This window comes from Cupriavidus sp. a3, assembly GCF_051015765.1.
In the GTDB taxonomy this organism is placed as follows: Bacteria; Pseudomonadota; Gammaproteobacteria; order Burkholderiales; family Burkholderiaceae; genus Cupriavidus; species Cupriavidus oxalaticus_A.
Genome location: NZ_CP170644.1, coordinates 954,377 through 974,359, shown reverse-complemented (window position 1 = coordinate 974,359; position 19,983 = coordinate 954,377). Strand labels below are relative to the sequence as shown.

Annotated in this window: 15 protein-coding genes; 11 read left to right on the top strand and 4 right to left on the bottom strand. The window is 67.0% G+C overall.

Annotated features, from left to right (window positions below):
- Positions 1-127 precede the first annotated feature (127 nt).
- From ACAD63_RS26275 to ACAD63_RS26255, 5 genes are read left to right on the top strand one after another with little or no spacing between them, the layout of a single operon-like run.
- Positions 128-1,159 carry an ABC transporter permease subunit gene (locus ACAD63_RS26275; RefSeq protein ID WP_133094546.1) on the top strand — a complete coding sequence of 344 codons (1,032 nt, stop codon included), beginning with the start codon at positions 128-130 and terminating at the stop codon, positions 1,157-1,159.
- Between the two features lie 26 nt (positions 1,160-1,185).
- Positions 1,186-2,166 carry an ABC transporter substrate-binding protein gene (locus tag ACAD63_RS26270; RefSeq protein WP_434034592.1) on the top strand — a complete coding sequence of 327 codons (981 nt, stop codon included), beginning with the start codon at positions 1,186-1,188 and terminating at the stop codon, positions 2,164-2,166.
- A gap of 57 nt (positions 2,167-2,223) precedes the next feature.
- The gene (gene zwf, locus ACAD63_RS26265) at positions 2,224-3,714 is read left to right on the top strand and encodes a glucose-6-phosphate dehydrogenase (RefSeq protein ID WP_371703944.1); all 1,491 of its coding nucleotides are present in this window, start codon (positions 2,224-2,226) and stop codon (positions 3,712-3,714) included.
- Between the two features lie 11 nt (positions 3,715-3,725).
- Positions 3,726-5,384, top strand: a complete 1,659-nt coding sequence (gene pgi, locus ACAD63_RS26260; protein WP_434034591.1) for a glucose-6-phosphate isomerase — start codon at positions 3,726-3,728, stop codon at positions 5,382-5,384.
- A gap of 22 nt (positions 5,385-5,406) precedes the next feature.
- Positions 5,407-6,366, top strand: a complete 960-nt coding sequence (locus ACAD63_RS26255) for a carbohydrate kinase family protein (protein WP_434034590.1) — start codon at positions 5,407-5,409, stop codon at positions 6,364-6,366.
- Between the two features lie 319 nt (positions 6,367-6,685).
- On the opposite strand, the gene ACAD63_RS26250 is transcribed toward ACAD63_RS26255, so the two are convergent.
- A complete protein-coding gene (locus ACAD63_RS26250) occupies positions 6,686-7,657 on the bottom strand; it encodes a Bug family tripartite tricarboxylate transporter substrate binding protein (RefSeq protein WP_135702818.1) in 972 nt (323 codons plus the stop codon).
- Positions 7,658-8,150: 493 nt separating this feature from the next.
- Here ACAD63_RS26250 and ACAD63_RS26245 point away from each other — a divergent pair, with 493 nt between their 5' ends.
- A complete protein-coding gene (locus ACAD63_RS26245) occupies positions 8,151-10,214 on the top strand; it encodes a cytochrome-c peroxidase (RefSeq protein WP_434034589.1) in 2,064 nt (687 codons plus the stop codon).
- Positions 10,215-10,761: 547 nt separating this feature from the next.
- Positions 10,762-12,105 (top strand): nucleobase:cation symporter-2 family protein, encoded by a 1,344-nt coding sequence (locus ACAD63_RS26240; protein WP_133094539.1) that lies wholly within the window; start codon positions 10,762-10,764, stop codon positions 12,103-12,105.
- Between the two features lie 78 nt (positions 12,106-12,183).
- Here ACAD63_RS26240 and ACAD63_RS26235 read toward each other — a convergent pair whose 3' ends face one another.
- Both ACAD63_RS26235 and ACAD63_RS26230 read right to left on the bottom strand, forming a co-directional pair.
- The gene (locus ACAD63_RS26235; RefSeq protein ID WP_135702819.1) at positions 12,184-13,665 is read right to left on the bottom strand and encodes a PQQ-dependent sugar dehydrogenase; all 1,482 of its coding nucleotides are present in this window, start codon (positions 13,663-13,665) and stop codon (positions 12,184-12,186) included.
- 97 nt (positions 13,666-13,762) lie between these two features.
- Positions 13,763-14,314 (bottom strand): MarR family winged helix-turn-helix transcriptional regulator, encoded by a 552-nt coding sequence (locus tag ACAD63_RS26230; protein WP_195427807.1) that lies wholly within the window; start codon positions 14,312-14,314, stop codon positions 13,763-13,765.
- Positions 14,315-14,407: 93 nt separating this feature from the next.
- Between ACAD63_RS26230 and ACAD63_RS26225 the strand changes: the two genes are divergently transcribed.
- The 4 genes from ACAD63_RS26225 (at position 14,408) to ACAD63_RS26210 (ending at position 18,632) form a co-directional block, all read left to right on the top strand.
- Positions 14,408-15,385: a Bug family tripartite tricarboxylate transporter substrate binding protein gene (locus ACAD63_RS26225; RefSeq protein WP_434034588.1), complete on the top strand. Its 978-nt coding sequence runs from the start codon at positions 14,408-14,410 to the stop codon at positions 15,383-15,385.
- A gap of 19 nt (positions 15,386-15,404) precedes the next feature.
- Complete coding sequence (locus tag ACAD63_RS26220; protein WP_434034587.1) at positions 15,405-16,964, top strand: sulfatase-like hydrolase/transferase; 1,560 nt, start codon at positions 15,405-15,407, stop codon at positions 16,962-16,964.
- A gap of 56 nt (positions 16,965-17,020) precedes the next feature.
- On the top strand, positions 17,021-17,941 hold the full coding sequence (gene rocF, locus ACAD63_RS26215) for an arginase (RefSeq protein WP_434034586.1): 921 nt from the start codon (positions 17,021-17,023) through the stop codon (positions 17,939-17,941).
- A 166-nt stretch (positions 17,942-18,107) separates the two neighbouring features.
- Positions 18,108-18,632 (top strand): host attachment protein, encoded by a 525-nt coding sequence (locus tag ACAD63_RS26210; RefSeq protein WP_133094533.1) that lies wholly within the window; start codon positions 18,108-18,110, stop codon positions 18,630-18,632.
- 598 nt (positions 18,633-19,230) lie between these two features.
- Here ACAD63_RS26210 and ACAD63_RS26205 read toward each other — a convergent pair.
- Positions 19,231-19,941, bottom strand: a complete 711-nt coding sequence (locus ACAD63_RS26205) for a GntR family transcriptional regulator (protein ID WP_133094532.1) — start codon at positions 19,939-19,941, stop codon at positions 19,231-19,233.
- Positions 19,942-19,983 lie beyond the last annotated feature (42 nt).

Genomic DNA, 19,983 nt, shown 5'->3' with positions numbered 1-19,983 from the left:
TTTGCTCCCCTCTCCCGCAAGCGGGAGAGGGGAGCAAACACTCGGTTCATCAGTCGCCAATCGCAAAACATAAATGCACCTAAGCACGTCGGCCCACGCAGGCACGACGTTCCGACAAGGAGACACCATGCGCAACCCCTTCCACCCCGCCGCCCACGCCGCTGCCGCGGCCGCACCTTCCACCGGCCCCGCCCTGCCCGGCGCCGCCGGCCGCGCCACCACGCAGGAACGCCTGCGCGCGCTCGGCATGCTGCCGGTGCTGGTGCTGCTCTGCTTCGGCTTCACGCTGCTGACCGACAACTTTGCCAGCCTGCAGAACCTGTCGATCATCGCGCAGCAGGCGTCGATCAACCTGGTACTGGCGGCGGGCATGACCTTTGTCATCCTGACCGGCGGCATCGACCTGTCGGTGGGCTCGATCCTGTCGGTGTCCGCGGTGGTGGCGATGCTGGTTTCGCTGATGCCGCAGCTGGCGGCACTGAGCGTGCCGGCGGCGCTGCTGTGCGGGCTGCTGTTCGGCCTGTTCAACGGCGCGCTGATCGCTTTCATGAAACTGCCGCCGTTCATCGTCACGCTGGGCAGCCTGACCGCAGTGCGCGGACTGGCCCGGCTGGTTGGGAATGACAGCACCGTCTACAACCCCGACATCTCCTTTGCCTTCATCGGCAACGGCGACCTGCTGGGCGTGCCCTGGCTGGTGGTGATCGCGGCGGCCGTGGTGGCGGTGTCGTGGCTGGTGCTGCGACGCACGGTGCTGGGCCTGCAGATCTACGCCGTCGGCGGCAATGCCGAAGCGGCGCGGCTGTCGGGCATCAAGGTCTGGGTGGTGCTGCTGTTCGTCTATGCCGTGTCCGGGCTGCTGTCGGGGCTGGGCGGCGTCATGTCGGCGTCGCGGCTGTACGCGGCCAATGGCCTGCAGCTGGGCCAGTCCTACGAGCTCGATGCCATCGCCGCGGTGATCCTGGGCGGCACCAGCTTCGTCGGCGGGGTCGGCTCGATCGCCGGCACGCTGGTGGGCGCGCTGATCATCGCGGTGCTGTCCAACGGGCTGATCCTGCTGGGCGTGTCGGACATCTGGCAGTACATCATCAAAGGGCTGGTGATCATCGGCGCGGTGGCGCTGGACCGCTACCGTCAGAAGGGTTCGGCGCGGACCTGAGCAACGCACTGACAGGAGACACATCGATGATCAAGCCCGTTCCCTTCCTCCGCGCACTGGCAGCGGTCGCAATGGCCGCGCTCTGCGCGCTGCCGGCCGCCGCGCAGACGCCGTCGCAGTCCGCCGTACAAGCCCCGCAGCGCCAGCTCAAGAAGGTCGGCGTAACGCTGGGCTCGCTCGGCAACCCGTACTTCGTCGCGCTGGCGCGCGGCGCCGAGGCCGCGGCCCGGCAGGTCAATCCCGACGTCAAGGTCACCGTGCTGTCGGCGGACTATGACCTGAACAAGCAGTTCACCCATATCGACAGCTTTATCGTCGCCAGGGTCGACCTGATCCTGATCAACGCGGCGGATGCGCGCGCGATCGAGCCTGCGGTGCGCAAGGCGCGCAAGGCCGGCATCGTGGTGGTCGCGGTCGACGTGGCCGCCGCCGGCGCCGATGCCACGGTGCAGACCGACAACACCCAGGCCGGCGAACTGGCCTGCGGCTTCATCGCCGAGCGTCTCAAGGGGCGCGGCAACGTGATCATCCAGAACGGGCCGCCGGTGTCGGCCGTGCTCGATCGCGTCAAGGGCTGCAAGGCCGTGCTGGCGCGGCACCCTGACATCCGCATCCTGTCGGACGACCAGGACGCCAAGGGCTCGCGCGAGGGTGGCCTGAACGTGATGCAGCTGTACCTGACGCGCTTTCCCAAGGTCGACGCGGTCTTCACCATCAACGACCCGCAGGCGGTGGGCGCCGACCTGGCCGCGCGCCAGCTCAACCGCCGCGGCATCCTGATCGCTTCGGTGGACGGAGCGCCCGACATCGAAGCCGCGCTGAAGGCCGATACGCTGGTGCAGGCCTCGGCCAGCCAGGACCCGTGGGCGATCGCCCGCACCGCGGTGCAGCTGGGCGTCGGCATGATGAATGGCCAGCGACCCGCAACTCCGACCGTGCTGCTGCCTTCGACCCTGGTGACGCGCGCCAACGTCGGCCAGTACAAGGGCTGGGCTACGCCGCGATGAGCGTCAGGCCCGCCATCTTTCCAACCTCTTTTGCCGAACGCACCGTTTCTTCCCGACATGATGGACAGCCATTCCGCAGCGGCTCCGGCCGCTGCCCACGCACCCGAATTCGACTTCGTCCTGTTCGGCGCCACCGGCGACCTGGCGCGGCGCAAGCTGCTGCCGGCGCTGTTCGATGCGCACGCCGCCGGCGCGCTGCACCCGCGCGGGCGCATCCTGGCGCTGGGCAGCCAGCCGCTGTCGCACGACGCCTACGTGGCCATGCTCAACGACGAGGTGCTGCCGGCGCTGGCCGGCAACGCCGCGGCATGGCAAGGCTTCCTGGAGCGCATCGTGTACCTGCAGGTCGATGCCAACGCCGATGCCGGCTTCGACGCGCTGGCCGAACTGGTCAACGCCCGCGCCGCGCCGGTGGTGGTGTGCTACCTGGCGACCGCGCCGCACCTGTTCGCCACCATCTGCGCGCAGCTGGCGCGCGTGGGACTGGCCGGCGAGCGCAGCCGGGTGGTGCTGGAAAAGCCGCTCGGCCATGACCTGGCATCGTCCGAGGCCATCAATGCCGAAGTGGCGCGGCATTTCGCCGAGGACCGCATCTACCGCATCGACCACTACCTCGGCAAGGAGTCGGTGCAGAACCTGATGGCGATGCGCTTCGGCAACGTGTTGTTCGAGCCGCTGTGGCGGCGCGAATGGGTGCGGCAGGTACAGATCACCATTGCCGAGGAGCTGGGCGTGGAGCGCCGCGGCGGCTTCTACGACGGCATCGGCGCGCTGCGCGACATGGTGCAGAACCACTTGCTGCAGCTGCTGTGCATGGTGGCGATGGAGCCGCCCACCAGCCTGTCCGAAGACGCCATCCGCGACGAGAAGCTCAAGATCCTGAAGGCGCTGCGTCCGATCCGCACCGAGGACGTGGCCGAGAAAGTGGTACGCGGCCAGTATTGCCGTGGCGCCGCGGGGGGCAACCCGGTGCCAGGCTACGCCAGCGAGCCGGGCATCGCCCCGGACAGCCGCACCGAAACCTTCGTCGCCATCCGCGCCGAGATCGCCAACTGGCGCTGGGCCGGCGTGCCGTTCTACCTGCGTACCGGCAAGCGCATGCAGTCGCGCGTGGCGGAGATCGTGATCCATTTCCACGACGTGCCGTACCCGCTGTTCCCGCATCCGCTGGGCACCATGGCCGGCAACCGGCTGGTGATCACGCTGCAGCCGGAGGAAAGCATCCGCCTCTATTTCCTGACCAAGCAGCCGGGCGACACGCAGGCGCTGCAGCCCGCTTCGCTCGACCTGCAGCTGAACAGCGCGGCGCCGCGCGTGCGGCGCGTGGGCGCCTATGAGCGGCTGCTGCTCGACGTGATCCGCGGCCGGCTGGGCCTGTTCGTGCGCCGCGACGAGCAGGTGCAGGCCTGGCGCTGGGTCGCGCCGATCCTGCAGGCGTGGGAGAACACCACCGCGCCGCCCAAGCCATATACCGCCGGCACCTGGGGGCCGGCGGCCTCCAGCGCCCTGCTGTCGCGCGACGGCCAGGCCTGGCACGAAGAAATGTAGGAGCCATCGACATGACCACCACCCTTCCCGCCTGGCAAGCGCTGCGCGCGCATGCCGAGACCATGCGCCACACCCATATGCGCGACTGGTTCGACGGCCCGCATGGCATGGCGCGCGCCGAGCGCTTCACCGCCGAGGCCTGCGGCCTGACGCTCGACTACGCCAAGAACCGGGTCACCGACGAGACGCTGCAACTGCTGCTCGAGCTGGCGGCACAGGCGCGCGTCAGCGAGCGGCGTGATGCCATGTTCGCCGGCGAGCCGGTCAATACCACCGAGCGCCGCGCCGCGCTGCATGTCGCGCTGCGCGCTTACCCCGAGGACGGCTACCGCGCGCTTGGCGTGCCGGTTGGCGCGGACGTCGCCACGGTGCTGGGCCAGATGGAACGATTTGCCGATGCCGTGCGTGGCGGTGCCTGGACCGGCTTTGACGGCCGCGCGATCACCGATGTGGTCAATATCGGCATCGGCGGCTCTGACCTGGGGCCGCGCATGGTATGCCGTGCGCTGGCGGGCGCCGAGAGTGCGAACAGTGCCGACAGCGCCGGGCCACGCATGCATTTCGTCGCCAACGTCGACGGCAGCGACCTGGCGCGCACGCTGGCACCGCTGGACGCCGCCACCACGCTGGTGATCGTCTGCTCCAAGACCTTCACCACGCTGGAAACCATGGCCAACGCAGGCACCGCGCGCGACTGGTTCATGCAGCAGGGTGCGTCGCGCGCGGACCTGGCGCGCCATTTCGTGGCGGTCTCGACCAACCGCGACGCGGTGGCCGCGTTCGGCATCGATCCGGCCAATATGTTCCCGTTCTGGGACTGGGTAGGGGGACGCTTTTCGCTGTGGTCGGCGGTGGGCCTGTCGATCGCCGTGGCAGTGGGCTTCGGGCGCTTCCGCGAACTGCTCGACAGCGCGCGCGCGATGGACCTGCATTTCGCCAGCGCGCCTGCAGCGCGGAACCTGCCGATGCTGCTGGGGCTGCTCGATGTCTGGTATCGCAGCTTCCTCGGCGCCGGCAGCCGCTGCGTGGCCCCCTACTGCGAACCGCTGGAACTGCTGCCCGCCTTCCTGCAGCAGCTGGAGATGGAAAGCAATGGCAAGTCGGTGCGCCTCGACGGCGGCAGCATCCAGGCAGGCTCGGCCCCGGTGGTGTGGGGTACGACCGGCACCAACGGCCAGCACGCCTATTTCCAGATGATGCACCAGGGCTCGCAGCTGGTTCCGGTAGACTTCATCGCCACGCTGGAGCCGGTCAGCGACCTGCCCGGGCACCATGCCAAGCTGCTGGCCAACTGCTTCGCGCAGGGAGAGGCGCTGCTGCGCGGCCGCACCGCGCAAGAAGTGCGGTCCGAAGGCGTCAGCGATGAAGCCCTGGTGCCCCACATGGTGTTCGAAGGCAACCGGCCCAGCAATACGCTGCTGCTGCGGCGGCTGGATCCGTGGCACCTTGGTGCGCTGCTCGCATTGGCCGAGCACCGGACCTTCGTGCAGGGCGCGCTGTGGCAGATCAATTCCTTCGACCAGTGGGGCGTGGAACTGGGCAAGAAGCTGGCCGCACCGATCCAGCGCGAGCTGGAAGGCACGGCGGCCGCGGCCCCGCACGATGCCTCTACCGCCGCGCTGATCCGCCGCGCGCAGGCCGCTCTCGCCCCGCAAGACGCCGCGGCCTGAGCTTTCCGCCGGAGATACCCTTATGTCCACGCCAACCTCCCTGCCCCGCTATGTCGTCTTTGGCGAAGCCCTGACTGACATGGTGCGCCAGCCCGACGGCAGCTGGCTGGGCCTGCCTGGCGGCTCGTGCTGGAACGTGGCGCGCGCCGGCGCGCGGCTGGGCCTTGCCACCGCATTCGCCGGCGCCGTCAGCCAGGACCTGTTCGGCGACGACCTCGCCCGCGCCAGCGCCGCGGCCGGGCTCGATACGCGCTTCCTGCAGCGCGTGCCGCACTCGCCCTTCCTTGCCTTCGTCGCCTCGCGCCATCCGCCGCAGTATTTCTTTGTCGGCGACGACAGCGCCGACCTGCACTTCGATGCCGCCGCGCTGCCCGCCGGCTGGCGCCAGGCGGCAGAAGTCGTGCATTTCGGCTCGATCAGCCTGGTGCGCCAGCCGCTGGCCGCACGGCTGTGCGAAGAGGCCACCCAGGCTGCGCAGGCCGGCAAGCGCATCGCCTTCGATCCCAACTTCCGCGACCTGATGCGCACGCCTGGCTACGCCGCGGTGCTGGCGCATATGCTGCGCCTGGCCAGCTACGTCAAGATCTCCGACGAAGACCTGGCGGGGCTGTTCCCCGGCCTCGACACCTGTGCCGCACTCGGACAGGTGCGCGCCATGGCGCCGGATGCCACCGTGATGCTGACGCGCGGCGCGCAGGGCATGACGCTGTGCAAGGGCGATGTCAGGGTCGAACAGCAGGCCTTGCGCGTTGAAGTCGCCGATACGGTCGGCTGCGGCGATGCTGCCATGGGCGGATGGATGGCCGGCGTGCTGTCGGGCGCCGCGCACGATCTGGCGGCGCAGGCGCGACTTGCTGCGGCAGCCGCGGCGGTAGCAGCGACGCGGGCCGGGGCGTATCCGCCGTCGCGCGAAGAAGTCGAGGGCCTGATGAACGCTACGGCAAGAACGCCGGCGACAACAACAACCGCAACCCGATCGTAAAAAACCGCTCGCCGGTCCCGCCGCCGAACACATTGCCATAGGTGGTATCGACCTGTACCCGGTCCCGCACGACCCAGAAGCGCAGGCCCGCCCGGAACGATGGGGTTGTCGCCAATGGAAGCCACTGCAGGCAGCGATGCCGCGCCTGCAGCCGCAAGACTGCAGTTGCTCAGCGCGCCATGGCGGCCCGGGACGATCCCCTTCCGCGGGAATGACTGGAACAACTGTCCACGGATAGCTCCGTTTATCAGAACGGGGCGCAGTGTAATGTCTGCGTCGGAAGCGGATCAACCCATCTGCGGCATGAATTTCGTGCTGGTCAGGAACCGGCCTTGTAGTTGGTTTCCTTGACGATGCGGGCCCAGCGGGCCGTGTCTTCGGCGATGGTGGTGGCGAACTGCTCCGGCGTGCTGCCGACCGCCTCATAGTCGATCGCCGCCAGCTTCTCCTTCATCTCCGGCAGCGCAACGATGCGCGTCACCTCCTGGTTCAGCCGGTTGACGATCTCCTTCGGCGTCCCCGCCGGCGCCAGCAAGCCGGCCCACGAGTTGAACGCCATGCCGTCGAAGCCAGCCTCCTGCATGGTCGGCACCTGCGGCAGCGCCGGCGATCGCCTGGAGGCAAACACCGCCAGCGGACGCAGCTTGCCCGCCTTGATCATCGCCATCGAGTTGAACGGATCGATGGTCATGTCTACCTCGCCCGACACCACCGCCTGCATCTGCGGGCCGGTGCCCTTGTACGAAGCGCTGACGACATCGGGAATGCCCGCGCTTGCCTTGAAGCTCGCGCCGATCAGCTCGATCATGCTGCTGCCTGCCGACAGGCTCAGCGGCCGGGTCTTGGACTTGGCCAGCGCCACGAACTCCTGCACCGTCCTGGCCGGCACCGACGGATGCACCACCATCACGAAGCCGATATTGCTGATCAGCGAGATCGGCGCAAAGCTCTTCAGCGGCTCGTAGCCTGCCTTGTACAACAGCGGGCTGAGCGTCTGCGCGCCGGCGGTGTTGAGCAGCAGCGTGTAGCCGTCCGGCGCCGCGCGCGCAACGATATCGGTGCCGATGATGCCGTTGGCGCCGGGACGGTTCTCCACCACCACCGACTGCTTCAGCGCCTCGCCCAGCTTCTGCGAGATCAGCCGCGCCACCACATCCGTGGCGCCGCCAGGAGAGAACGGCACCACCATGCGGATCGGCTTGCTGGGATAGGTATCGCTCCAGGCCAGCGTGGGCAGGGTGCCCAGCACGGCGGCACACAGCAGCGCGCGGCGGCGCAGGTTGACGGTCATGGGGCTGTCTCCGGTTTGCGGGCTATGCCAGTTCAGGGCCAGCCCTGCTGTTATTCATGATAATAAATCATATTTTATGTTCATGAATTTCACCGTCAACTGAGGATATGTACGGACGACGTTGACCACCTCGCGAAACCGCCCAAGCAAAAACCTTGCCAATCATCCCTGCTCCAAGCTGGGTGTCTCTTTCCACTCCCAGTTTGAATCCCTACGCGCTGATCGCGACAACGGTCGCGCATCAACAACCAACTCCCTGCCTCGCCTTTTGCGACAACGCTTTCCGGCACATGACCGTGCCACGCGAGCGAGCTGGCGAGAGCCCATGACGGGGTTACAGGGCTATGTGCGGTACCGCACATAGCCGATCCATTGGTCGTCCTGCGGCCCCTACAAATTAATAGCGAAAGGGCCCGTCGGGCCCTCTTGCAAGGCTGCATGCCAACTCCTGAGGGACTGGCAGCAATGCTGGCGGGAGGCGGCCTGTTGACGCATGGAACTCGACAACGCCACTCGAATTCACGGGGTGCAATTGCCTACGGTGAGGGGAGATATGATCAACAACATCAGTAGTGGCCGAGCCACGCCAATGCTCACGGCTGCCATCCTGGCTGCCGCACTAGGCCTGACGTCGCGCACGCCGCAGGCCCAGGTGACAGACCCACTGGCGGGTCTGCGTTCGCTCAAGACGGTTACGGTTCCCGGTCCGCCTGCCGAAGTCCTGGACGAGTTCGTCAAGGACAAGGCGGCCGCCATCCAGCTCGGAAAGGCGCTGTTCTGGGACATGAAGGTGGGCAGCGACAACAAGACCTCTTGCGCAAGCTGCCACTTCCATGCCGGTGTCGACAACCGCATCACGAACCAGCTTTCTCCAGGTTCAGGTGCGCCGGGCACCGACAGAACCTTCCAGCTGGGCGGGCCAAACTACACCTTCAAGCCGGAAGACTTTGGGTTCACCAAGCATGTGGACGTGAACCAGCCGCAGCCGCAACTCTCGAACGTCAACGAGGTTTCCGGCTCGCAGGGGGTGTTCACGGCCAACTTCATTGAATTTGGCACCGGTAGCACGGGCGATGCCTGCGCCAATGTTCCCGATGACATCTTCCACGGCGGCTCGGGATACAACATCAACGGCATCAACACGCGGCAGGTGACCGGACGCAACACCCCCTCTGTCATCAACGCGGTATTCAATTTCCGCAACTTCTGGGATGGGCGCGCCAACAACATGTTCAACGGCGGCGACCCGTTTGGCATGCGCAATCCATATGACCTTGTGTGGAAAAGTGAAGGTGGCGTACTCAGGCAAATCAAGCTGGCAATCCCTGGCGCCTCCCTGGCGTCGCAAGGTAGCGGCCCTCCCCTGAGCTCGGTCGAGATGAGTTGCAATGGACGGTCATTCATGAAACTCGGCAAGAAGCTGCTCGGCCAACGTCCTTTGTCAGGCCAGGCGATCGCGGCGGATGACAGCGTACTTGGTCCCCTGGTGATATTACGCAACAAGGATCAGGTGCCGACCTACTCCGAGATGATCAAGAAGGCATTCCGCTCCGAGTACTGGAACTCACCGACGTTGTTGAGGATGTCGGCCGCGGATGAGGCGAAATTTGCTTCGATGGATTTGTCGCCTCGCCAGGTCAAGCGCAGCACCGGGAAATTCGAGGTAAGCCAGATGGAAGCCAACTTCGCGCTCTTCTTCAGCCTCGCCGTTCAGCTTTACGAGTCCACCTTGATTGCCAACGATACGCCGGTCGACCGCTACCTCGATGGCCAGACCGGGGCCCTGAATGAGCAGCAGTTGCGTGGCGCCAGGATCTTCACCGGCACAGGTCGCTGCAGCCGCTGTCACTCGGGCGCTGAGCTGACCGCCGCCTCATTCTCCAGCGTGACCGCGCAGCGGCTCAGGCGGATGCCGATGGGTGACGGGCTCGAAGCGGTCTATGACAATGGCTTCTACAACATCGGCGTGCAACCGACCGCAGAAGATCTCGGCGTAGGCGGGCTGGATCAGTTCGGCAATCCGTTGTCCGAAACGCGGATGGCGCAGCAGGGCAAAACCCATTTGCTGGGGAACGGCTTCGATGCCACCAAGGAAACGGCAGTCGGAACTGAACAGCGGGTGGCGGTGGACGGTGCCTTCAAGACACCAAGCCTGCGCAACCTGGAGTTTACCGGCCCCTATTTCCATAACGGCGGCAAATCTACCCTGATGCAGGTGGTCGACTTCTATAACCGTGGCGGAGATTTCGGGGACGTCAACAGGGCTAACCTGGACCGGGGCATTACGCCGCTCAACCTGAGCGAGGCGGACAAGCAAGACCTGGTGGCTTTCCTGCTTGCCCTGAGTGATGACCGCGTTCGCTATCGCAAGGCGCCGTTCGACCACCCCTCGCTGTGCGTCCCCCAAGGGCATAAGGTCGGCGATTCCGGGGCCCTGCTGCAGGACGGAAGCACCGGGAACGGCGTAGACAACACGGAGTGCATTGGCGCGGTGGGCGCGGGCGGCGCGAGCAGCGGCCTCAAGCCGTTCCTCAACCTGGATCCGTTCCAGCGCTAGTGGATGAGCCAGCGGCGATTCGTGCAGCGCGGGTCCCGCTGACTCCCTGATCCCCCGTGCGGCGGCGCACCGCCGCCGCATTATTGTCGGCACAAACTGTCGTGGCGTGACCGCCATTCCAGTGCACGACAATCCAGCAAGACAATGACCAGCGCTGTAGCTCAAACGAAGCGGTGTTGACATTCTTACTGGAGATATATGTCGGCGCCGATTATCGTCTTAACGAGACGGACTGCTGGAATTGCCTGTCGTGCTTACCCCCGATTCGCATCCCACCTCAACAAGAGCGAGCTTCCATTATTATCGGACGACAAAATGTTTTCCGACGAAGCCTATATACATCACTTCGCGCGCCCATAGCATCATGGCTTCCTGATAATCAAATGGATTGATTTTTCATTTACTTTCCGGATAGCATGCCGGGCGCGCCGCGTAAGCCGCCTCGACGCTTTCGCTGCACGCGCATTGCCCTCTCCCGGCGGCATACGCCAGCCGGCCCGGAAAATGAAAAGGTGGAAACATCCACCCGCATAAACAGGAGACGTGAATGGCACCTTTGCTGTTCAAGGTGGAAGACCGTCCGCCGCGCATTACTACCGTGCTGCTGGCGCTTCAGCATTTGCTTGCCGCCCTCGGCGGCATTATCGCGGTGCCGCTGGTGATCGGCGGGGCATTAAAGCTGCCGACCGCGGAAATCATTGCGCTGGTGAATGCCGCGCTGATCGGCTCGGGCGTCGTAACCATTATTCAATGCAAGGGCGTGGGGCCGGTCGGCATCCGCCTGCCGTGCGTGATGGGCACCAGCTTTTCCTTCGTCGGTGCTGCCATCAGCGTTGGCGCCGAGCACGGCGTGGCCGGCATCCTGGGCTCGGCCCTGGCCGGCTCGCTGCTGATGATCGTCGGCAGCCATTTCATGCCGACCATCCGCAAGCTGTTTCCCCATACCGTCACCAGTGTGGTCGTCACCATGATCGGCCTTTCGCTGATCCCGGTTGCGGTGGACTGGGCCGCCGGTGGCCGCGGCAGCCCGCAGTATGGCGCGGTCGGCAACCTGGCGATTGCGGCCTTCGTGCTGGCGCTGGTGATCGCGATGGTGCAGTGGGGCAAGGGCATGATCTCGGCCTCTGCCATCGTGATCGGCATCCTGGGCGGCTACCTGCTGTGCCTGGCGCTGGGGCTGGTCGATTTCACGCAGATGCGAAATGCGCCGGTGCTGGCGCTGCCGCAGCCGCTGCACTTCGGGTTGACGTTCCCGGTGTCGGGCATCGTTGCAATGGCGATTGCCTACCTGGTGACGACGGTGGAATCCACCGGCACCTTCATGGCGCTCGGCTCGGCCACACAGACGCCGATCACGGGCAACAAGCTGTCGCGCGGCATCCTGTGCGACGGCTTCGGTTCCGCCTTTGCCGCACTGATTTCGAGCCCGCCGCTGTCCACGTTCGCGCAGAACGTCGGCGTGGTGTCGCTGACCGGCGTTGCCAGCCGCCACGTGGTGGCGCTGACCGGCGTGATGCTGCTGCTGGCCGGGCTGTTTCCGGTGCTGGGCGCACTGGTGGTGACGATTCCGCAGCCGGTGCTCGGCGGCGCCGGCCTGATGATGTTCGCGATGATCGTCTCGGGCGGCATCAACATGCTGAGCCGGATCGAGTTCACGCAGCGCAATACGCTGATCGTGGCCGTGTCGATCGGCTGCGGCCTGGCGGTGACCTTCCGCCCGGAGCTGCTGTCCAGGCTGCCGCTGTTTGTGCAGGAAGTATTCGGCTCGGGGATCTCGGTTGGATCGCTGGTGGCGGTGACGCTGAACCTGGTGCTGCCGGGCGGCAAGGCTGAACATGCTGAGGAGGCGCAGCACGACGAAGGGGCGCAACCTTCCGGCGAACTGGCCTGAACGCAACCGCTGCGCAGACGCGGTCGGGCCGGATTCGTGTATGGCACGGATCCGGCCACCCGTGTGACCAGGGGCGGCTTACTGCCCGCCAACGGTCGCATCGACCCGATACACCGCACCACTGGCCGCCGAAGTTCCTGTGTCCGACAGCACATACAGCGCCTGCCCGGCATCCACGCCAAAGGAATAGACGCTACCGGGGATGGTGACATTCCAGTCGACCTGCTCGGCTGCACCACCGTCGCGGTACACAAAGCTCAACAGCTTGCCCGTGCACAGGTCCGAATAGAAATAGCGGCCTTGCAGCGCAGCCAGCGCATTGCCCCGGTACACATAGCCGCCGACGATGGCGCAGGCGCCGGCTTCATGGCCGTACTCGAACACCGGCAGCGTCAGTCCGGCCGTATCGCAGGTGGCGGCGCCCACGCACGCGGTGCCCTCCATGCGGTTCCAGCCGTAGTTCAGCCCGGCGCTGGTGGCCGCCGCGACGTCGACTTCCTCGCGCTGGCCCTGGCCGACATCGGCGATATACAGCAGACCGGCATCGAACGAGAACCGCCACGGATTGCGCAGTCCGTATGCCCAGATCTCGCCACGCCTGCCGCTCTGGCCGGCAAACGGGTTGCCGGAGGGAACGCCATAAGGCTGCCCCGATGCGCCGCTGACATCGATGCGCAGCAATTTGCCGAGCAGCACGCCGAGGTTCTGCGCATTGCCTGACGGATCTCCGCCACCACCGCCATCGCCGGTGCCGACATAGAGCATGCCGTCCGTGCCGAACGCCAGCTGGCCGCCGTTGTGGTTCTGGAAGTTGCTGTGCGGGATCGACAGCAATATCGTGCCTGCGGTGTCCGCAACGTCTGGATTGCCCGCCGACACCTGGTAGCGCGCAATGGTGATGGCGCCGTTGTTATCGGTGTAGTAGACGTAGAAGCGGCCGTTGCTGGCATAGCCGGGATCGAATGCCATTGACAGCAGGCCGCGCTCGCCGTCGGTGGTGGTCAGCGCATCGATATTAAGGAAGGGCGTGCCCAGCAGCGTGCCGTTGCGCACGACGCGGATGCGCCCGGCGCGCTCCACGATGAACAAACGCGCGTCGCCCGCGGGCGCGGTGAGATAGATCGGCTCGGCCAGGCCGCCGGCCACTTGCGTCAGCGACAGGCGCACCGGCTGTGGCGAGCCATAGACGACGTTAGCCGTGGCGCCCGCGCCAGCGCCGACGGTCACCGACTGGGCCGGTGGCTGCGGCTGATACTGGCTGGTGCCGGCGAGCACGTCGGCGGCGCTGACGGTGTAGGTGCCGGTGGCAAGATTGGACAAGGTAGTCGACTGGGCGACGGCCTGGCGGTATTGCCCCGGGCCAGTCACCGTAACCAAAGCCGGAGTGCCGGACGGCAGGCCGGTTACCGTCAACGACAGCGTCCCCGGGCCGCCCGGCCCGCTGCCACCGCTACCGCCGGCGTTGCCGGAACTGCCCCCGTCGCCGCCACCGCATGCCACCAGACCCAGGCAGCATGCAAGGAACCATTGGCACAGCGAAGATCGTATTGAGACTGTCATGATGCGCTCCTGCCACCCCGGCGCCAGATACAACGCAAGAACCGCTCCATGGCGGGCAACGTAGCCAGCCCTACCCCTTACCCCCTATCACCCCCTATCACCCCCTGTCGCTCCGCCACACCTGCAGCGGATCCCATGCCGGCGCCGCGTCTTCCGGCTGCGGCAAGGCCTGCGCCTCTGCCATCATCGCTTCGGCCCGCGCCTGCAGCTTGTCCAGGCAGCGCGACAGCACGCGCGCTTCCTCGGCGCTCAGGCATGCTGCCAGCTCGCGATTGAAGGCGCGCGCCTGGGCAAAGGCGCGGCGGTAGACCGCTTCGCCCTCTTCCGTCAGGGTGAACGCGGCTGCGCGCCGGTCCTGCGCACGCGCCTCGCGCCGCACCAGGCCGCGCTCGGCCAGCGCGTGCACGGCCCGGCTGGCAAGCACCTTGTCCAGGCCGGCACTTTGCGCCAGTTCGGTCAGCCGGGTACCCGGCTGCTCGCCCAGGAAGGCGATCATGCGCCATTCGCGCCGCGTCACGCCGGCCGTGGCGCGCAGATGAAGCCCCGCCGCCCCCAGCGCCACGCGGTTCAGGTGATAGACCCGGTAGTTGATGAAATCGCCCAGCCGCCTGGGCCGCTGCAGCCGGCCGCCGCCGTCGTCGTGTGCCATGCCACACCCGCGAATTAGTTGACTTTGTCAATTATATCGACGGGTGTTAGCGTGCCACCCATACCAAACGACGATCCGGACCGAGGAGACACCGTGAGCCCCCGCAATTGCCTTCCCCGCCTTGCCGCCTGCCTGGCGGCCATTGCCGCCGCCTGGGCGCTGCCCGCCGGCGCGCAGTCGGAGCGCCCGCTGCGCATCCTGGTCGGCTACCCCGCCGGCGGCACCGCCGACCTGGCCGGGCGCCTGGTCGGCGACAAGCTGCGAGAGACCCTGAACCAGAACGTGGTGGTGGAGAACAAGCCGGGCGCAGGCGGCCGGCTGGTGATGGACTATGCCCGCACGCAGCCTGCCGACGGCCATACGCTGGTGGTGGCCAATTCGGCCGTGATGACGATCGCGCCGCTGGTCTACCGCAAGCTCAACTACGACATCCAGCGCGACTTTGTCCCGGTGGCGCAGGCCGCCAACTTCCAGCTGGCACTGGCCACCGGCCCGGGTAGCCCGGCGCGCTCGCTCAAGGACTACGTAGCATGGCTCAAGGCGGGCCCGCAGAACAACTCCTACGCCTCGCCGGCGCTGGGCAGCATCCCGCATTTCTTCGGGCTGATGATCGGCAAGCAGGTCGGCGTGGAGATGCTGCACGTGCCGTTCAACGGATCGGCGCCGCTGATGAGCGCGCTGGTGGGCGGGCAGGTGCCGGCCTCGGTCGATACGCTGGCCGACCTGACCGAGATGCACCGCGCCGGCAAGGTGCACGTGCTCGCCACTTCCGGCACGCAGCGCTCGGTGGCGCTGCCTGATGTGCCGACCTTCACCGAACTGGGCTACAAGGGCATCGAGGGCGAAGGCCGCTACGGCGTGCTGGCGCCCGCCGGCACGCCGCGGCCGGTGCTGGACAAGCTCAACGCCGCCATCGTCAAGGCGGTGCAGTCGCCCGACTTGCGCGACAAGTTCCTGAAGCTGGGGCTCGAACCGGCCACCGGCACGGCCGACGCGTTTGCCGGCGTGCTGAAGGCAGACGCCGCCAGGTGGGCGCCGGTGGTGAAGGCCTCCGGCTATACCGGCGACTGACAAGCCGCAGCGAGCCACCATGCCGATCCGCAATACCCTGTTCATCATGTGCGACCAGTTGCGCCGCGACCACCTGGGCTGCTACGGGCACCCCACGCTGCGCACGCGCAATATCGACGCGCTGGCCGCGCGCGGCGTGCGTTTCGACAGCGCCTTCGTCACCTCCGGCGTCTGCGGCCCCAGCCGCATGAGCTTCTACACCGGCCGCTATGTCAGCAGCCACGGCGCCACCTGGAACCGCGTACCGCTGCCGGTGGGCGAAATCACGCTGGGCGAGTACCTGAAGGACAGCGGCCGCGCGCTGGCGCTGGCGGGCAAGACCCACGTCATGCCCGACAACGCCAACCTCAGGCGCCTGCACCTGGACGGCGGTACCGAGCTGGAGACGCTGCTGCGCAGCGGCTATTTCACCGAGGTCGACCGCCACGACGGCCATCATGCCGAGCCGCGCGGCGCCTATGCCGACTGGCTGCGGCGGCAAGGCTACGACAGCGCCGACCCGTGGACCGACTACGTCATCAGCGCCGAGAACGCGCAAGGCGAGATCGTTTCCGGCTGGCACATGCGCAACGCGGGCCTGCCCGCGCGCGTGGCCGAGCCGCATTCCGAGACGGCGTACACCGTCGACCAGGCCATGCAGTACATCGGCGCGCGCGGCGACGAGCCGTGGGTGCTGCACCTGTCGCTGGTCAAGCCGCACTGGCCCTACCTCGCGCCCGCGCCCTATCACGCCGCCTACAAGCTCGACGACTGCCTGCGGCTGCGCCGCCACGCCGCAGAGCTGGAAGACCCGCATCCGGTGCTGTCGGCGTACCGCACGCAGGAGGAATGCGCCAACTTCATGCGCCAGGAAGTGTCGGATACGGTGCGTCCCGCCTACCAGGGCCTGATCCAGCAGATCGACGACCGCCTCGGCCTGCTGTGGGACCAGCTGGAACGCCTTGGCCGCTGGCAGGACACGCTCATTGTCTTTACCGCCGACCATGGCGACTTCCTCGGCGACCACTGGCTGGGCGAGAAGGAGCAGTTCTACGACACCGTGCAGAACGTGCCGCTGATCGTCTACGACCCCTCGCCCGAGGCCGATGCCACCCGCGGCAGCGCGCCGCAGGACATGGTGTCGGCGGTCGACGTGGTGCCGACGGTGCTCGACGCGCTGGGACTGCCTCCGGCCGGCCATCGCATCGAAGGCCGCTCGCTGCTGGACCTGACCCGCTCGCGCGATGCGGGGCCATGGCGTGATTTCGTCGTTTCCGAACTCGACTACGCCTACCGCGGCGCACGGGTCGCGCTCGGCCGCCACCCGGGCGAATGCCGCGCCTGGATGGTGCGCGACGCGCGCTGGAAATACGTCCACTGGCAGGGCTTCCGGCCACAGCTGTTCGACCTGGAAAGCGATCCGGACGAGTACTTCGACCTGGGCGCCGACCCCGGCCATGAAGCCGTGCGCAACGCCATGCGGCTGCGGCTGCTGGACTGGTTCTGCACGCTCAAGCCGCGCGTGACCGTGACCAACGAGGAAGTCGCGGCCAAAACCAACGTGTACAAGCAGGCCGGCGTATTCTTCGGCGTGTGGTGAACGCGGCGGGTACGGAACCTGCAAACCCAGGGGCGTCCGCACTCACCGCACCCGCCATGAAACCTGTCACGCTGATTGGCGCCCCCACCGACGTCGGGGCCGGCACGCGCGGCTGCTCGATGGGCCCCGAGGCGCTGCGCGTCGCCGGCCTGGCGCAGGCGCTGGCACGCAACAACCTGCTGGTCGAGGACACCGGCAACCTGGGCGGCCCCGCCAATCCGTGGCAGCCGCCGCAGGATGGCATGCGCCACCTCGACGAAGTCGTGGCGTGGAACCGCGCCGTCTATGACGCCTGCCTCGGCACGCTGCAGGCAGGCCGGCTGCCGCTGCTGATGGGCGGCGACCATTGCCTGGCGATCGGCTCGATCAGCGCCGCGGCGCGCCATTGCCGCGACACCGGCAAGACCCTGATGGTGCTGTGGCTCGATGCGCACGCCGACGCCAATATCGGCACCACCACGCCCACCGGCAACATGCACGGCATGCCGGTGGCCTGCCTGTGCGGGCACGGCCCCGCGCCGCTGACCACGCTGGCCGGGCCGGCGCCGGCGGTGGAGCGCAGCGCGATCCGCCAGATCGGCATCCGCAGCGTCGATGCAGAGGAGAAGCATCGCCTGCACGAACTGCAGCTGGCGGTGTACGACATGCGCTACATCGACGAGAACGGCATGCGCTACACCATGCAACAGGCGCTGGCCGGCATCGACGCGCAGACCCACCTGCACGTCAGCTTCGACGTCGATTTTCTCGACTGCGTGATTGCGCCTGGCGTGGGCACCACCGTGCCGGGCGGACCGACCTACCGCGAGACCCAGCTCTGCATGGAAATGATCGCCGATACCGGCCGCCTGGCATCGCTCGACGTGATGGAGCTGAACCCGGCCTGCGACGTGCGCAACCAGACCGGCCAACTGGCCGTGGACCTGGTGGAAAGCCTGTTCGGGAAATCGACGCTGTGGCGTCCGCCGCCCGCCTGAAAAAGTTGCACGGCGTGCCTGTCGATACTGCAATGCCATGCCGCATGCGGCACCCGGACGCCCGCGAGGCGCGCGAACCGGCGCAGCCGCGCGCCGCCGGCGGGTGGCGTACCCCTTGCAACACCGGTAATCAGGCCCACCGTTCGGGCCGGCAACCGGAGCGATCATGAAGAACATCTGGATCCTGGTGGCGGACGAATCCGTCGCCCGCGTCTTTGCCTCGCATGCAGACGCCGCCCCGCTGGCGGTGGTCGAAGAAATTACCGATGCCGCCGCGCACGCCGACCGCGCCGACCTGCGCCGCGATGCCTACGGCCGGCGTGGCCACGCCGCCTCGCAGGGCGATGCCGGTCATCCCGGCGCACACCAGGTCGGCCCGTCCACGGTTACGTCGTCCGCGGGCGAGGACGAACTGCACCAGGAAGCGCAGCTGTTTGCGCATCGGGTCGCGGATTTCCTGGCGGACGCGCGCAACAAGCAGCGCTATGAAGAACTCGTGCTGATCGCGGCGCCGCGCTTCCTGGGGCTGCTGCGCAAGACCCTGCCTGCTGCCGTCGCCGACGTGGTGACGCGCGAAATCGACAAGGACTTTATCCACGTGCCCAACAACGACCTGCAGCAGCGGCTGGCCGACGAGGGCGTGGTGCCCGCGCGCCGTGACGAGCGCGTGAATACAGGAAGGGATCGCTGACGACGGCAGGCTCGAAAGAAAGGCGGCCGCCCATATGCTTGCGGGCGGCCGCGAGAGATGTGCGGGCGTGTCAGCGCGCCGTGCCCGAGCCGCTGGTCGCGCCGCTGGAGCCGCTGGAGGTGCCGGCAGGGCTGGTGGTGCTGGTTGCGCCGGACGTGCCGGTGGAAGTGCTGGAACTCGGCGAGCCATAGCCGCTGCGGCTGCGTTGCTGCTCAGACACCGAGCCGGAACCCGACAACGATCCTGATCCGCTGGTGCTGCCGGTGGCAGTGCATCCAGCCAGGATACCGAGCGAGGCGAGTAATGCAGTGCCAATGCGTAGCGTCGTTTTCATGTGGTCCTCCGTCTTGCAGGTTGCGACCGCGCCTTGCATCGATGCAGGACCGGCCGGCGAGCGCGCAGAAATCGCCGCTCCGCTGCGTCATCACGCAACTGACGTACCAGTAGTCCGCAGCGATGCCGGCAATGGGCTGCCGTTGCCGGACCAACGGCGGGAAAGGACAACACTGCGGGCTTGCTGCAGTAAGAAGTGCGCGGCGCGCGTAAAACTTACCGCGCGCCCCCGGTGGTTTAGTTCAGCGTTTACAGAAAAACGAACCTAGCGCCTGAGCGTCCATTTGTACGCGTAGCGGTCCGGCCGGAACACCAGTTCGGCGCAGAGCAGCGGCGTGCCGTTGATGTCGTACGGCGTGCAACGCAGCCGCAGCAGCGGCTCGCCCTCGGCGACGCCCAGCCGCCTGGCCACTTCGGCCGGCGCGGCTACCGCGCTCGCCTCCATCGTCGACTCCTTGAAGCGGTAGCCGAGCCGGCTCTCGAGCACCGACATGGCGTCATTGGTCTCCAGGTCTTCCTGCACCAGCCGCCGCATCAGCGGCTCGCGCCCAAGCAGCGTGAAATACGCCACCGGCGCATCGTCCCAGAAGCGCACGGTCGACACGCTCAACACTTTCTCCGCGGGTTCCAGGTCGAGCACGCTGGTCACGAACGCCGGCGCGCGGACCAGCTTGACGGAGGCGAGCTTGCCATACGCCAGCTGGCCGCGCGCACGGGCGGTCTCGTAGAAACCGGTCAGCGCACCGAGGCTTGGCGTGTCGGCCGGGCGCGTGACGAAGCTGCCCTTGCCGTTGACCTTTTCGATCAGCCCGGCATTGTGCAGGCCAGACAACGCCTGGCGCACGGTGATCCGGCTTACGGCAAATTCCGTCATCAGCTCGGCCTCCGACGGCAGCTTTGCGCCCGGACCCAGCTGGTTGCGGACGATCCGCTCCCGGATCTCGTTCTCGATTTCCTTGAATCTTGGCAGCGCCACGTTGTGTTCCGCCTGGCGGCGGCTCCGATGCGGGGGATCAGG

Bases quoted from the DNA above. Each gene is read 5' to 3' on its own strand.
- ACAD63_RS26235 (WP_135702819.1), bottom strand. From the start codon at position 13,665: ATGACAGTCTCAATACGATCTTCGCTGTGCCAATGGTTCCTTGCATGC.
- ACAD63_RS26245 (WP_434034589.1), top strand. From the start codon at position 8,151: ATGGAACTCGACAACGCCACTCGAATTCACGGGGTGCAATTGCCTACG.
- ACAD63_RS26230 (WP_195427807.1), bottom strand. From the start codon at position 14,314: ATGGCACACGACGACGGCGGCGGCCGGCTGCAGCGGCCCAGGCGGCTG.
- ACAD63_RS26250 (WP_135702818.1), bottom strand. From the start codon at position 7,657: ATGACCGTCAACCTGCGCCGCCGCGCGCTGCTGTGTGCCGCCGTGCTG.
- ACAD63_RS26220 (WP_434034587.1), top strand. From the start codon at position 15,405: ATGCCGATCCGCAATACCCTGTTCATCATGTGCGACCAGTTGCGCCGC.
- pgi (WP_434034591.1), top strand. From the start codon at position 3,726: ATGACCACCACCCTTCCCGCCTGGCAAGCGCTGCGCGCGCATGCCGAG.
- ACAD63_RS26210 (WP_133094533.1), top strand. From the start codon at position 18,108: ATGAAGAACATCTGGATCCTGGTGGCGGACGAATCCGTCGCCCGCGTC.
- ACAD63_RS26270 (WP_434034592.1), top strand. From the start codon at position 1,186: ATGATCAAGCCCGTTCCCTTCCTCCGCGCACTGGCAGCGGTCGCAATG.
- ACAD63_RS26240 (WP_133094539.1), top strand. From the start codon at position 10,762: ATGGCACCTTTGCTGTTCAAGGTGGAAGACCGTCCGCCGCGCATTACT.
- ACAD63_RS26275 (WP_133094546.1), top strand. From the start codon at position 128: ATGCGCAACCCCTTCCACCCCGCCGCCCACGCCGCTGCCGCGGCCGCA.
- ACAD63_RS26255 (WP_434034590.1), top strand. From the start codon at position 5,407: ATGTCCACGCCAACCTCCCTGCCCCGCTATGTCGTCTTTGGCGAAGCC.
- rocF (WP_434034586.1), top strand. From the start codon at position 17,021: ATGAAACCTGTCACGCTGATTGGCGCCCCCACCGACGTCGGGGCCGGC.
- zwf (WP_371703944.1), top strand. From the start codon at position 2,224: ATGATGGACAGCCATTCCGCAGCGGCTCCGGCCGCTGCCCACGCACCC.